We start from the raw sequence: 14,292 nt of genomic DNA, 5'->3' as shown, positions 1-14,292 counted from the left end.
TGCCGCTATTTACACTGCCCCACAGCCGCCGGATAAACCGATACCTGCGTCTGCGTCAAGGCAAACAGGTTTTCAAGCTGCGTTTGTGCTTGGCGGTTGGCGTGATCCAAAATTTGGGCTTTGCACGCGCTGGCGAGAACTTGTTTTTTAGCTTCGTCCTGCACGGTTTTGAACACTGCCTTATCCACCGGTAAAAGGTTAAACGAGCCGGTTTGGATGTCGTACACCTCGATATTTTCCAAATCGACGCTGAGGATTTCTACGGGCGGCAGGCTGATGAGGACTTTTCCGTCCACGATATTGACGTTGTCGGCGTGAAGTTTGTCCAAATCCAAACCCGCCAACACTTTGCCGCGCACGATAAACAGGCCGCTTTGCGAATCCTGCCACAATCTGCGCCAGTCGCCTTTTTTCTCCGTGCGGATGATGGTGTCGATGTAAAAAGCCGTACTTTCCAAGCGGTTCATCTGCTTAATCTGCATCAAAACGCCTTCGCGCGAAATCGCTTCATGGGCGTTGTCGTTGCGGTGTTGGGCATAGAACCAACCGCCCGCCGCTGCGACTGCACAAAAAATAGATATTAAAATCAGTCGGTAAACCATTTTCATCAGGTTAAACCCTTTTCTATTGCGTTAAACTTAACGCCCATATTCTTTCAAATGTTCAGATTTCAAGCAAAGGTCGTCTGAAAAACCAATTTTTGTTTTTCAGACGACCTTCTGTCGAAACATTACCAAAAAGTAATAAAAAACCACCATCACACATAGTTTGCCTTTTGGTAAAGACAAGACTACAATCGCCTACATTCTTTCAGCCACACAACACATCATGAACACCACCGACCTGCGCCGCCGCAATCTGCGGCAATGGATAGCGGACAAATACGGCGGCCAGCAAACCCGTTTTGCCGAAGCCATCGCCATCAACCAAGGCGAATTGTCCGCCCTTCTGAAAAACAAATCCTTCGGCGAGAAAAAAGCCCGCAAAATCGAACAGGCGGCGCAAATGCCCGCCATGTGGCTGGATCAAGAACACGCATCAGCCCAACCCGACCATCAAGAAAGACGCACCATGCCCCACATTTCCTCCATCCCCGAAATCCTCGCCGACATCAAAGCCGGCAAAATGGTCATCATCACCGACGCGGAAGACCGCGAAAACGAAGGCGATTTACTGATGGCGGCGCAGTTCGTTACCCCCGAAGCCATCAACTTCATGATCAAACACGCACGCGGACTGGTTTGCCTGCCGATGGAAGGCAGCATGGTCGAGCGGCTCGGCCTGCCCATGATGACCCAGAAAAACGGCGCACAATACGGCACCAACTTCACCGTTTCCATCGAAGCGGCGCAAGGCATCACTACCGGCATCTCCGCCGCCGACCGCGCCCTGACCATCCAAACCGCCGTATCACCAACCGCCAAACCCGAAGACATCGTCCAACCCGGCCATATCTTCCCCCTGCGCGCGCAAAAAGGCGGCGTCCTAGTACGCGCCGGACACACCGAAGCCGGCGTCGATTTGGCGCAAATGAACGGACTCATCCCCGCCGCCGTCATCTGCGAAATCATCAACGACGACGGCACCATGGCGCGTATGCCCGAACTAATGAAGTTCGCCGAAGAACACGACCTCAAAATCGGTACGATTACCGACCTCATCGAATACCGCAGCCGCACCGAAAGCCTGCTCGAAGACATGGGCGATTCGCCTGTGCAAACCCCGTGGGGCGAGTTCCAGCAACACGTTTACGTTGACAAGCTTTCCGGCGAAACCCACCTTGCCCTCGTCAAAGGCAAACCCTCCGCCGACACCGAAACCCTCGTCCGCGTTCACGAACCCTTCAGTGTCATGGATTTCATCCAAGCCAATCCGCGCCATTCCTGGTCGCTGCCCAAAGCCCTTGAGCGCATCCAGCAAGCCGACAGCGGCGTCGTCATCCTCCTGCACCGCACCGAAGACGGCGCCACCCTGCTCGACCGCACCCTCCCCAAAGGCGCAAACCAAGCCTACAAATGGGACAGCAAAAGCTACGGCATCGGCGCGCAAATCCTCGCCGGCCTCAACGTCGGCAAACTGCGTGTGTTAGGCCAGCCTTCCGCCTTCACCGGCCTGACCGGCTTCGGCTTGGAAGTCGTCGGTTTTGAAGAAGCAGAAAACAAATAAACCGCCCGTCTGATCAAAAGGTCGTCTGAAATCCCGATTCCGGTTTTCAGACGACCTTTTGCTATAATACCCGCCAGTTTGAAAACGGAAGAAACCCATGTCCCGAATCGCCGCCCTGCCCGACCACCTCGTCAACCAAATCGCCGCCGGTGAAGTGGTCGAACGCCCCGCCAACGCCTTGAAAGAAATCGTCGAAAACAGCATAGATGCAGGCGCGACGGCGATTGAAGTCGAGCTGGCGGGCGGCGGCATCCGCCTCATTCGCGTCAGCGACAACGGCGGCGGTATCCACCCCGACGACATCGAGCTTGCGCTCCACCGCCATGCCACCAGCAAAATCAAAACCTTAAACGATTTGGAACACGTCGCCAGCATGGGCTTTCGCGGCGAAGGCTTGGCAAGCATCGCCTCCGTCAGCCGCCTGACCCTGACCAGCCGCCAAGACGGCAGCACGCATGCGACCCAAGTCAAAGCCGAAGACGGCAAACTCAGCAGCCCCACCGCCGCCGCCCACCCCGTCGGCACCACCATCGAAGCCGCCGAACTCTTCTTCAACACTCCCGCGCGGCGCAAGTTCCTCAAATCCGAAAACACCGAATACGCCCACTGCGCCACCATGCTCGAACGCCTCGCACTGGCGCATCCGCACATCGCCTTCTCGCTCAAACGCGACGGCAAACAAGTGTTCAAATTCCCCGCCCAAAGCCTGCACGAACGCATAGCCGCCATCGTCGGCGAAGACTTTCAGGCGGCATCCTTAGAAATCGACAGCGGCAACGGCGCGCTGCGGCTCTACGGCGCCATCGCCAAACCCACCTTCGCCAAAGGCAAAACCGACAAACAATACTGCTTCGTCAACCACCGCTTCGTGCGCGACAAAGTCATGCTCCACGCCGTCAAACAGGCATACCGCGACGTATTGCACAACGCCCTCACCCCCGCCTTCGTCCTCTTCCTCGACTTGCCGCCCGAAGCCGTGGACGTCAACGTCCACCCCACCAAAACCGAAATCCGCTTCCGCGACAGCCAGCAGGTGCACCAACTCGTGTTCCACACCCTCAACAAAGCCCTCGCCGACACCCGCGCCGACTTGACCGAAAGCGTCGGCAACGCAGGCGAAGTGTTGCACGAAATCACAGGCATCCGTCCCTCAGCAACGTCGTCTGAAAACGAGCATAGCGAGTTTCGCCCTACCCCGACCGCGTCGTCTGAGAACATTTTCGCCGCCGCACCAAACACACACGCCTCCGAACCGCGCAACGCCTTCAGTTCAGGCAAAACCGCCCCCATGCCCTATCAGGCAGCACGCGCGCCGCAGCAACGCAGCCTGTCCCTGCGCGAAAGCCGCGCCGCCCTCAACACCTACGCCGAACTCTTCAAAAACACCGCAGCCGATGAAGCAGACATAGAGTTGGCACAATTCGAACAAGCCCGCTTCGGCAGCACATCCGCCACGTCGTCTGAAAACCCCGCACGCAGCTTTTCAGACGACCCCAAACCCGAACTGCCACCGCTCGGCTTCGCCATCGCCCAATTATTAGGCATCTACATCCTCGCCCAAGCCGAAGACAGCCTGCTGCTCATTGACATGCACGCCGCCGCCGAACGCGTCAACTACGAAAAAATGAAACGCCAGCGGCAGGAAAACGGCAACCTGCAAAGCCAACGCCTGCTCATTCCCGTTACCTTCGCCGCGTCCCACGAAGAATGCGCCGCCCTCGCCGACCACGCCGACGCACTGGCAGGCTTCGGGCTGGAATTGTCCGACATGGGCGGCAACACCCTCGCCGTCCGCGCCGTCCCCGCCATGCTCGGCAAAGCCGATGTCGTCTCGCTCGCCAAGGACGTATTGGGCGAACTCGCCCAAGTCGGCAGCAGCCAAACCATAGAAGAACACGAAAACCACATCCTCGCCACCATGTCCTGCCACGGCTCCGTCCGCGCCGGCCGCCAGCTCACCCTGCCCGAAATGAACGCCCTCCTGCGCGACATGGAAAACACCCCGCGCAGCAACCAATGCAACCACGGCCGCCCGACCTGGGTAAAACTGACGCTGAAAGAACTGGACGCACTGTTTTTACGCGGACAATAAAGCCGATGGAAAACAAAAGGTCGTCTGAAAACGGATTCAGGTTTTCAGACGACCTTTTAAGTAAACTAGGTTACAAAACCCAACAACATTTTGGAAAATTTGGCAGCAAGCGTAGGTTGGGTCAAGACCCAACAAAGGCTCTGATCTTTCTGTAATGTTCGATTTTCAATCTAGCCTACTACCAACAATGGGAATATTTTAAATGAATTGTTTAGATTTATTGGCATATGTCGAAAAAAGACCATTTATGTATTTGAGCGAAAAAAATATAAAAATTTTAGAAAGTTTTATAACAGGATATTATCTATGTGAAGGACTAAATGCTATACCCAGTGAAAAAGATGATATTTTTAGAGAAAAATTTTATTACTGGCTAATTGAGCAGTTTGATTTTCTTCAAACCACCCATACATGGCGTGGTCTGATTGAACAGATTGCCAAATTTGAAAATCGGGATGAGTTTGACTGTTTCTTTCATTATTTGAGACTGTTCAAAGAAAATCATGGGATTGAGTCTGCAGAACCTGAGCAAACGTAAATTATATCAAGCCCCAGAAAAATCTCTGAATATTCTACAATATTTAATTTTCAACTCTACATATCGCTCAAAAACTACCTTCATCATTAATTTATATAATTGTATTCAAAAATTCAATATAACTTGTTTCTTATACTGAGTTTTTTGCCAATATTCTTGATACATAACAAGGCAGTCATATATTATATTGTATAAAGATTCATTATTTCTTTTCAGCCTTTCTATAAATTTGAAATTTATAATTATTTTTTCTTCGGGCAACCAACTTAAATCCTGCATACATTCATCTAGCGCATCGTAATTAAATCCAAAATAATCTGGAAAGTATAACTTCTCACTCATAATTTTTAAAAAACTGCTTGATGTTCCTAAGCTTCCCAAATTAATATCTACAACAAGAGTATTATTCATTGCAATATTACCTCTAAAAATGCTTCATATTCATAATACCCTGTTGAGTTATGCGAATGGTTAATGCACATGTTACAAATTATGATATCAATCATTATCACAATCATAAACACTTATTGGTAGGCTAACTTTGTATTTTGCTAACTCTGCTAATAATTCGCTATTGAAAATTTCAAAATTGCATTGATCTGAATAGAAAGCTTCAATAAAAATTCTAAAATCATCAGCATTATTTAATCTTAGTAATTGATAATTTTTGCTAAAAAAATCTACGAATTCCTGTTCATATTCACTATCCCAATATTCTTTTGAAAATTCATTTTTGTGGTTTAATTCCAGACATCCATAATCATTTATTTCCCCAATGTCATCTTCTTCTCCAGCATCAAAATAACTAGTAACTTCAAGAGAAGTCTCAAGTTTATTAATCATTTTACTAGGCTTAAAATTATCACCAAAAATCGTAATCGTAAACCTTAAATACATAAAAACACTCCTTTTATTTCATAAATTTATCATCTATTCGAAACATCTCGCCGCTCAAATTCCCTTACCATCAATATTTCCACTTTTAGCAAGCGTAGGCTGAGTTAAGCATCAACAAGAACCTTGAACATTCTACAATATTCAATTTTCACCCCAATCTGCTATTAAATCAAAGGTTTCAGACGACCTCTCCCCTGAATTCAATCAACAGTAAAATGGTCTCATGGGTTAAAACTCGACCTACTGCTGCTTATCAAATAAATTCCAGCACTCGGGAGCATCATTTTCAAAAAAAGTAAAATTATTTAATTCTTCATTATTTATATTTTTGAAAAATACCCCTGTATAAAAAATTTCTAGTATTTCTTTATAGGTAATACTATTACTAGGCATCAAAAAAACTGACCCACTATAAAAATTTAGAATATTTTCCAATTTTATTTCATCATAATTTTCAATACAATACAACATGCTTATTCGTATTTTCTCTTGATTTCCTATGGAAAAATTAAGCATCTCCGGCTTTAATAATTCATTAATAATAACCTTCTGCCCTTTTTCTGTAGATATGTCTAAACCGACATATTTGGATATATCTACATGTGCGCTTTCAAGGATTTCACCATCGATAATACTTAATAAATTAAGCACGTAAAATGTATTGATTTCTTGCTTCATTGTTACATCCTAGGAGCTAATTTACTTTAGGCGTGGGCTTTGCCCACGAAAAAACTACCACTCAATCCATCTTTTAAAAAACCAAATGAAAACGTCGTCTGAAAACCCAAAATCCGTTTTTTCAGACGACCCTGCCCTTCTGAAACCACCTATTTCCTTTTCTTCAACAGCCTCAACGCATTGCCCACGACAAACAGGGAGCTGAGGCTCATGCCCAATGCGGCGATCCAGGGTTTGACGTAACCCAAGACAGCGAGCGGGACTGCGATGATGTTGTATGCGCTTGCCCAGGCGAGGTTTTGGCGGATGATTTCGCGTGTGCGGCGGGCTTGGGCGATGGTGGCGGGTAGGATGTTCAAATCGTCGTTGAGCAAGACCAGATCGGCGCCGTCGCGTGCGACATCGGCGCCTGCTGCGACGGCGGCGGATACGTCGGCTTGGGCGAGGACGGGGGCGTCGTTGATGCCGTCGCCGACCATCAAAACTTTTCTGCCCTGTTTCTGCAAGTCTTCAACGTAGGCGAGTTTGTCTTCGGGCGTGGCTTCGGCGCGGTAGGTGTCCAAACCGAGTGCCTGCGCAACTTGTGCGACGGCATTTGTACGGTCGCCGCTGAGTAGGTGCGTGCGGATGCCTTGTTGTTTGAGGATGTCGAGCATGGCGGCGGCGCTATCTTTGATTTGGTCTTCGAGCAGAAAGACGGCTTGGAAACCGCTTTGGTTACCGAGAAACACCATGCTGCCTGCGTGTTGGATGCCGGCGGCTTCGTCAGGCAACACTCCGGCTATTCCGGCGACGAAATCGGCGCGTCCCAATGCCCAAACTTGGGTTTCGTCTTTGTAGGTCATTTGCGCGCTGACGCCTTGTCCGATGCGGTTGACACGTTGGGAAACTGTGTATGCGGGCGCATGATTAGGGTCGTCTGAAAGCGTGTGGTTCAGGATGGCGCGGGCGATGGGGTGTTCGGATTGATGTTCTAGGGCTTGTGCAGCGGCGAGCGCTTCTTCTGTTTTCAGACGACCTAAGTTGATGATGCGGCTGACGGAAAGTTGTCCTTTGGTCAGCGTGCCGGTTTTGTCGAACACGACATCGTCGATTTGGGCGAGCGTTTCGAGGCTTTGTTTGCCGCTGATTAACACGCCTTCGTCGGCAAGCGCGCCTGTGGAGGCGGCAAGCGCAGTCGGCGTGGCAAGCGAAAGTGCGCACGGACAAGTGATAACGAGCAGTGCGACGGTAATCCACAGGGCAGTTTGCGCGTCGGCATACCATGCCCAGCCGATGAAAACGGGGATGGCAAGCAGCAGCTCGCCAAACACGAAGCTGGAGGCGTATTTCTCGGCAAGCTCGGCGGCGCGCGGTTTTTGGGCGAGCGCGCGGTCGAGCAGTTTGACGATGTGCGACAAGCGCGTGTTGTTGCCGGTGCGGTCGGTGCGGATAACAAGCGGGCTGCCCGTATTGAGCGTGCCTGCGGTAACGTTTTCAGACAACCTTTTGACGACGGGCAGGCTCTCGCCCGTCAACATGGCTTCGTCCACTTCGCTCTCGCCGGACAACACCGTGCCGTCCACAGGAATGACTTCGCCGGGTTTGACGACGATCACGTCGCCCGCCTGAAGCTGTACAACCGCCGCTTCTTCAATTTCCTCGCTGTCGGGATAAGACGGAAGGCGGTGGCAGAACGCGGGAACGAGTTTCACCAGCCGCTCCGCCGCATCCCCTGCCCTGCGCCTTGCGATTTGTTCCATAAACCGCCCACCCAACAGGAAAAACAGTAACATAGCGATGGATTCGAAATACATCCCCTGCCCCGCATTGACGGCAAGGCTGTAAATGCCCGCGACAAAGGTCATCACAACCGCAATCGCAATCGGCGTATCCATGCCGACGCGGCGGTTTTTCCAATCGCGCCACGCGCCGCGGTAAAACGGCAACGCGCTGTAAAACACGACGGGCAGCACCATCAAAAAGCCGCCCCAGTGCAGGATTTCCAAAAACAGCGGCTCAATGTCGCCGCCGTAAAGATAAGTCGGCACGGCAAACATCATCGTCTGCATCATGCCCAAACCCGCCACCGCCAGCCTGACGATAAACTGTTTGCGCTCTTTCTGCGCCTGCGCCTCGACTTTTTGCGCATCGTAAGGCGCGGCGGTATAACCTGTTTTGCGGATTTTCAAAAGAATGTCCGACAGCGCGATTTTGCCCTCGTCCCAGACCACGCGGCAGCGGTGCGTACTGTAATTCAAATCCACACGCACCACGCCCGCCGTCCGTAAAAGCTGCTGCTCAATCAACCATACGCACGCCGCACATGTAATGCCGCCCAGCATCAACACCGCCTCGCGTTCATCCCCTTCCCCGACCTCGACAAAATCCGCCTGCACTTCGGGCAAATCGTACAATTTCAGTTGCGACAACATTTCCGGCGGCGGCAATTCGGATTTTTCCGCGTCGGCGGTACGCTGTTTGTAATAATTGCCCAAACCTGCATCAATAATGCTCTGCGCTACCGCCTGACAACCCGCGCAACAGGTTTCATGGTCTTCATTTTCGTAGCGGACGGTCAAATGGAGGTGTTCGGGGACTTCCAGACCGCAATGGAAACAGGTTCTTTCCGTTTGATTCATAATATGTGCCTGATGGTGTGCCGGCAGGTGGTTTGCCGTTTGAAACTTGGATTTGAAATGTTTAAAAATGTAAACTTTGTTAAAGTGTCGTTTTTTAGCATATTTTTAAAAATATTTTACAAAACGTTTATTTTAAAACAGTTTGCATATTTTTATTACTTTTATTTATATTTTTCAATAAACTATCCACTTATCAACAGACGAACGGTTACGCTCTGGTACCGCATATCGTGCGAATTTACCGATTATTTTAATGTAAAAACGGAACTTTTTTAAAAAAACGCACTACATTTTTGTTGACCTACCCGACTGGAAGTTGCATACTATGCGCATATTCCGTACAAACAGTGCGATAAAAAATACAAAACATTACGCTTTTACACAAAAATTTCCATTAACTTCTTACTCGGGAAAACATCATGATTGACCGCCTGCTACCTATTTTTGCCGTTATCGGCATCCTGTCCAGCGTCGCCTACCTGAGCTTGGCGGCATGGATGATTTACGAAAACGTTTTGAAAAAACGCCGCCTCATCCCCCTCTAAGCGGGAAACCTTTTAAACGGCCGTTTGGAAATAAAGATAAACCCTCCCTGATTTATCTTTGTTTTCCAAACGGCCTTTATTTTTCAGACGACCTTTTGAAACACGCGGCAGCAAACGATAATCGAAATCGAAATTTGACCCGCCGCCCTTCCCATTGAGAAACAACGGCAGTCAAAACGCCTTGTTTTTATTCGGATTCGCAGTTTTCAGACGACCTCTTGCCGCCGTTTTCCAACACCCGCTCAATCATCGCTTCGCGCAAAGCGTCCAAACCCAGACTTTTCGTCACCGAAATATTTACGCCGACGGCGCGTCCCGAATTATCCCGCAACACGCCCGCCTCGCGCACGCCTTCCGGCAGCAGGTCGATTTTGTTGTACACGACAAGCTGAGGCACTTCATGCGCGCCGATTTCTTCCAAAACCACATTCACATCGTCCATCTGCCGCTCGAAATCGGGATTGGACGCATCGACGACGTGCAGCAACACATCCGCCAAAGCCGTTTCCTCCAGCGTCGCCGAAAACGCCGACACCAGCTTGTGCGGCAAATCGCGGACGAACCCGACCGTATCCGTCAGAATCACACCCGCCTCGTGCGACAGGAACAAACGCCGCGCCGTCGTATCCAGCGTGGCGAAAAGCTGATCTTTCGCCAACACGTCCGCCTTGGTCAGACGGTTGAACAGGCTGGATTTGCCCGCGTTGGTATAGCCGACGATGGCAAACGTTTTCAGACGACCTTCCATCCGCGATTTGCGGCGCGTGGCACGTTGTTTTTTCACTTGCGCCAACTGCTTTTTCAACGCCGTGATTTTCTGCCCGATTAAGCGACGGTCTGTTTCCAACTGCGTCTCGCCCGGCCCTTTCAGGCCGATACCGCCCTTCTGGCTCTGCAAATGCCCGTAGCCGCGCACCAGCCGCCCGCTCAAATGGTTCAACTGCGCCAACTCCACCTGCAATTTACCCTCTTGCGATTGGGCGCGTTTGGCAAAAATCGCCAAAATCAGACCCACACGGTCGAGGACGCGGCATTGCAGGATTTTTTCTAAATTGCGCTCCTGCGTCGGCGTCAATTCATGGTTGAACACCGCCAAGCCGATATCGTGCAGCTTCACCGCCGCCGCCAGCTCCTCCGCCTTGCCCGTGCCGACGAAATAAGCCGTATGCGCCTTGTCGCGCTTGGCGGTTTCCCGCAACACCAACTCGCCGCCCGCCGCCGCGACCAATTCCGCCGCCTCGTCCAAGGTCGTCTGAAAAGTCCGCTCGCGCACTTCGTTCGCGCCCGAATAATCCGCGCTCAACATCACCCCGACCAGCATCACGCGTTCGGGTTGCTCCAAAGATTTGTCGACGGGGAAAATGTTGCGTTTGGACAAGGAAAATCCTTTCGTTTTATAGTGGATTAAATTTAAATCAGGACAAGGCGACGAAGCCGCAGACAGTACAGATAGTACGGCAAGGCGAGGCAACGCCGTACTGGTTTAAAGTTAATCCACTATAGAAAAACTGAAAAGCGGCATCCATCAATCTGATGACTCGGCCGCTCTCTGCGCTGTTTTATTCGGCGTGCCGCACGCTCTGTTTGAAGCGTTTGTGAACGCGATTGCGTGCTGCGTCAGCATCTTACACCATCCGACCGTGAAAGCATAATCAAGAAAGGTCGTCTGAAACCGGATTTCGGTTTTCAGACGACCTTTTGTTTATTTAAATAATTTGAACCAACGCTTCAGGCGGCTTGTTCGTGCATCGTGTGGAGGCGACTTTGCGCGGGGTTTTCTTGAAACCATTTCAATTCGTCGCGCAGGGAGACTACTTCGCCGATGACGATCAGCGCGGGACGCGGGGCGTTTTCTGCCAGCTCGGACAGGTTTTTCAGACGACCCGTCACGACGCTTTGGTGCGGAAGCGTGCCGTTGGAGACGATGGCGACGGGTGTGTCGCCGCTGCGTCCGTGCGCCATCAGTTTTTCGGCGGTTTCGGCGGCTTTGAGCGTGCCCATATAGACGACCAGGGTTTGGTTGTCGAGGGCGAGCGTGCGCCAGTCGGGTTGGTGGCCGTCGTGTTTGCTGTGTCCGGTCACGAAGAGCGCGCTTTGGGCGCAGTCGCGGTGCGTCAGGGGAATGCCTGCGTAGGCGGTCGCACCCAGTGCGGCGGTGATGCCGGGGATGATGCGGTAGGGGATGTGTGCCTCTCGCAAAACTTGGGCTTCTTCGCCGCCGCGCCCGAAAACGAAGGGGTCGCCGCCTTTGAGCCGGACGACGCGCAAACCGCGTCGGGCGTATTCGACCAGGAGGCGGTTGGTTTCTTCTTGTTGGACGTGGTGCGAACCTGCGCGTTTGCCGACGCTGATTTTGTCCGCGTCTTTGCGCACCATGCTTAAGACGTCGTCTGAAACTAAGGCATCGTGGAACACAACATCTGCCGCCTGTATCGCCTGCAAGGCGTGCAAGGTGAGCAGCCCTGCGTCGCCGGGGCCTGCGCCGACAAGGACGACTTCGCCTTTTGCCGCGCCGAAGCCATCCAGCTGCGCGGCAAGCTCTGCTTCGGCGGCGTCGAGGTTGCCTTGGGCAGCGAGCGCGTTAAAACGGCTGTCGAACAGGTTTTCCCAAAAACGGCGGCGGTTTGCCGTACCTTTGATTTTGGCTTTGACCGCACTGCGCCATTTACCTGCGAGTGCCGCCATTTGACCGGTATGCAGCGGGATGAGCGTTTCGATGATTTGCCGCCACTTGCGCGCCAAAACGGGGGCGGTCACGCCGCTGGAGACGGCGATTTTGAGCGGGCTGCGGTCGATGACGGCGGGGACGGTGAAGGAACACAAATCCGCGGTATCGACGGTGTTGCAGAGCTTCGCCCGCTGCTCCGCCGCTTGGAAAATGCGGCGGTTGAAGGCGTAATCGTCGGTGGCGGCAACGGCAAAAAACACGTCGTCCAAATCGTCCTCGTGAAATTCGCTGCCCAGCCATTCGATTTTGCCTTCATCCGCCCATTTTTGGAAAACGGGATTGAGTTCGCGGGCGACAACCCTGACCGCAGCCCCCGCCTGCAACAGGCTTTCGGCTTTGCGCTCCGCCACTTTGCCCGCACCCGCCAGCAGGACGGGGCGGCCGTTCAAATCGGCAAACAGGGGATAATGGTTCATGGCGTGTTCTCTTATTAAACTATCGTGCCGCCCATCTTAGAATCCCGCTGGCTTCGGCGGAAAGAATGGTTTTTGCTTATCTTATCGAGTTTGGTTATATGCGCCGTTTCCGTTGCCGCGCGGCAAAAAGGTCGTCTGAAAACGATAATCCCTTTTCAGACGATCCCACCAATATAACGAAATCATCTTTGCTTCAAACAAACCATTCTTTCCGTTTTTCAGACGACCACTTTAGAGTACCGCCTATCCGAGTTTTGCTAAAGAGAACAATATGTCTATTCAAAACCACCACTTAGACTGGCTCGAAGCCGAATCTATCTACATCATCCGCGAAGTCGTCGCCGAGGCGAAAAATCCCGCGCTGCTGTTTTCCGGCGGCAAGGATTCCGTCGTTTTGCTGGCGCTGGCGGTCAAAGCGTTCAAACTCGAAGGCCGCCCGCTCAAGCTGCCGTTCAAGCTGTTGCACGTCGATACGGGACACAATTACCCCGAAGTGATTCAGTTCCGCGATGAAACCGTGGCGCGCACGGGCGTACAACTGGTGGTCGGCAGCGTCGAAGATTCCATCAAAAAAGGCACGGTCGTCCTACGCCGCGAAACCGATTCGCGCAACGCCGCGCAGGCGGTTACGCTGGTGGAAACCATTGAAGAACAAGGCTTTGACGCGCTGATGGGCGGCGCGCGGCGCGATGAGGAAAAAGCGCGGGCGAAAGAGCGGATTTTCTCGTTCCGCGACGAATTCGGACAATGGGACCCGAAAAGCCAGCGTCCCGAACTCTGGTCGCTCTACAATACGCGGCTCTTTAGCGGTGAAAACATGCGCGTGTTCCCCATTTCAAACTGGACGGAACTCGACATCTGGCAATACATCGCCCGCGAAAACCTCGCGCTGCCGCCGATTTATTACAGCCACAAACGCGAAGTCGTCGAACGCGGCGGACTGCTCGTCCCCGTTACCCCGCTGACGCCGAAACGCGAAGGCGAAGTTTCCCAAATCCGCGACGTGCGCTTCCGCACCGTCGGCGACATTTCCTGCACCTGCCCCGTAGCCAGCACCGCCGCCACGCCCGAAGACATCATCTCCGAAACCGCGGCGGCAACCATTTCCGAACGCAGCGCCACGCGCATGGATGACCGCGTGTCCGAAGCGGCGATGGAAGAGCGCAAAAAAGCGGGGTATTTTTAAACCAATCATCCGAAGGACACGCAGCAACATTTATATCTGAATGTTTCCATATAAAAGGTCGTCTGAAACCGATTTCAGACGACCTTTTATAAATACAAATCTAAAAAAACTATTTTTATAGTGGATTAACTTTAAACCAGTACGGCGTTGCCTCGCCTTAGCTCAAAGAGAACGATTCTCTAAGGTGCTAAAGCACCAAGTGAATCGGTTCCGTACTATCTGTACTGTCTGCGGCTTCGTCGCCTTGTCCTGATTTAAATTTAATCCACTATATCACACATGAACTTTAACCAAACCGCGCCGCGTTCCCTCGCACAAAGCGAGCGTTTTACCCGATGCCGAATCCGCGCCCTTCCCCTTTACGCCTTAAGCTTCACTGCCCCGTCCTGATTCTCGTTTATTTCCCGTATAAAGGATAACGATAA

Annotated in this window: 12 protein-coding genes; 5 read left to right on the top strand and 7 right to left on the bottom strand. The window is 51.9% G+C overall.

The genetic code is table 11. The features are described 5' to 3' along the window. Positions 1 to 5: 5 nt before the first annotated feature. Positions 6 to 608, bottom strand: coding sequence for a DUF4230 domain-containing protein (locus ACMYUL_RS10430; RefSeq protein ID WP_070773395.1), 603 nt, complete (start codon positions 606 to 608; stop codon positions 6 to 8). 220 nt (positions 609 to 828) lie between these two features. Between ACMYUL_RS10430 and ribBA the strand changes: the two genes are divergently transcribed. The 3 genes from ribBA (at position 829) to ACMYUL_RS10415 (ending at position 4,796) form a co-directional block, all read left to right on the top strand. Continuing rightward, positions 829 to 2,166 carry a bifunctional 3,4-dihydroxy-2-butanone-4-phosphate synthase/GTP cyclohydrolase II gene (gene ribBA, locus ACMYUL_RS10425; protein ID WP_415770408.1) on the top strand — a complete coding sequence of 446 codons (1,338 nt, stop codon included), beginning with the start codon at positions 829 to 831 and terminating at the stop codon, positions 2,164 to 2,166. Between the two features lie 97 nt (positions 2,167 to 2,263). After that, a complete protein-coding gene (gene mutL, locus ACMYUL_RS10420) occupies positions 2,264 to 4,258 on the top strand; it encodes a DNA mismatch repair endonuclease MutL (protein ID WP_415770406.1) in 1,995 nt (664 codons plus the stop codon). A gap of 247 nt (positions 4,259 to 4,505) precedes the next feature. Further along, positions 4,506 to 4,796, top strand: coding sequence for a hypothetical protein (locus ACMYUL_RS10415; protein ID WP_415770404.1), 291 nt, complete (start codon positions 4,506 to 4,508; stop codon positions 4,794 to 4,796). Positions 4,797 to 4,901: 105 nt separating this feature from the next. On the opposite strand, the gene ACMYUL_RS10410 is transcribed toward ACMYUL_RS10415, so the two are convergent. From ACMYUL_RS10410 to ACMYUL_RS10395, 4 genes are all read right to left on the bottom strand, one after another. Next, positions 4,902 to 5,207 (bottom strand): barstar family protein, encoded by a 306-nt coding sequence (locus ACMYUL_RS10410; protein ID WP_342030922.1) that lies wholly within the window; start codon positions 5,205 to 5,207, stop codon positions 4,902 to 4,904. Positions 5,208 to 5,294: 87 nt separating this feature from the next. Then, positions 5,295 to 5,693: an interleukin gene (locus tag ACMYUL_RS10405; protein WP_415770402.1), complete on the bottom strand. Its 399-nt coding sequence runs from the start codon at positions 5,691 to 5,693 to the stop codon at positions 5,295 to 5,297. A gap of 240 nt (positions 5,694 to 5,933) precedes the next feature. Further along, on the bottom strand, positions 5,934 to 6,371 hold the full coding sequence (locus tag ACMYUL_RS10400) for a hypothetical protein (RefSeq protein ID WP_415770400.1): 438 nt from the start codon (positions 6,369 to 6,371) through the stop codon (positions 5,934 to 5,936). A gap of 149 nt (positions 6,372 to 6,520) precedes the next feature. Beyond that, entirely contained in the window at positions 6,521 to 8,992 is a 2,472-nt protein-coding gene (locus tag ACMYUL_RS10395) for a heavy metal translocating P-type ATPase (protein ID WP_415770398.1), read from the bottom strand. A 419-nt stretch (positions 8,993 to 9,411) separates the two neighbouring features. Here ACMYUL_RS10395 and ACMYUL_RS10390 point away from each other — a divergent pair, with 419 nt between their 5' ends. Beyond that, on the top strand, positions 9,412 to 9,537 hold the full coding sequence (locus tag ACMYUL_RS10390) for a hypothetical protein (RefSeq protein WP_415770396.1): 126 nt from the start codon (positions 9,412 to 9,414) through the stop codon (positions 9,535 to 9,537). Positions 9,538 to 9,724: 187 nt separating this feature from the next. On the opposite strand, the gene hflX is transcribed toward ACMYUL_RS10390, so the two are convergent. Both hflX and cysG read right to left on the bottom strand, forming a co-directional pair. Then, positions 9,725 to 10,915, bottom strand: coding sequence for a GTPase HflX (gene hflX, locus ACMYUL_RS10385; protein ID WP_415770394.1), 1,191 nt, complete (start codon positions 10,913 to 10,915; stop codon positions 9,725 to 9,727). Positions 10,916 to 11,265: 350 nt separating this feature from the next. Continuing rightward, positions 11,266 to 12,681 carry a siroheme synthase CysG gene (gene cysG / locus ACMYUL_RS10380; protein WP_415770392.1) on the bottom strand — a complete coding sequence of 472 codons (1,416 nt, stop codon included), beginning with the start codon at positions 12,679 to 12,681 and terminating at the stop codon, positions 11,266 to 11,268. A gap of 271 nt (positions 12,682 to 12,952) precedes the next feature. On the opposite strand from cysG, the gene cysD reads away from it, so the two are divergent. Beyond that, positions 12,953 to 13,867: a sulfate adenylyltransferase subunit CysD gene (cysD, locus tag ACMYUL_RS10375; protein WP_342030914.1), complete on the top strand. Its 915-nt coding sequence runs from the start codon at positions 12,953 to 12,955 to the stop codon at positions 13,865 to 13,867. Positions 13,868 to 14,292: the final 425 nt, after the last annotated feature.

Source organism: Neisseria sp. CP9 (genome assembly GCF_047758525.1).
Lineage (GTDB): Bacteria > Pseudomonadota > Gammaproteobacteria > Burkholderiales > Neisseriaceae > Neisseria.
This window is presented reverse-complemented; position numbering and strand designations above follow the sequence as displayed.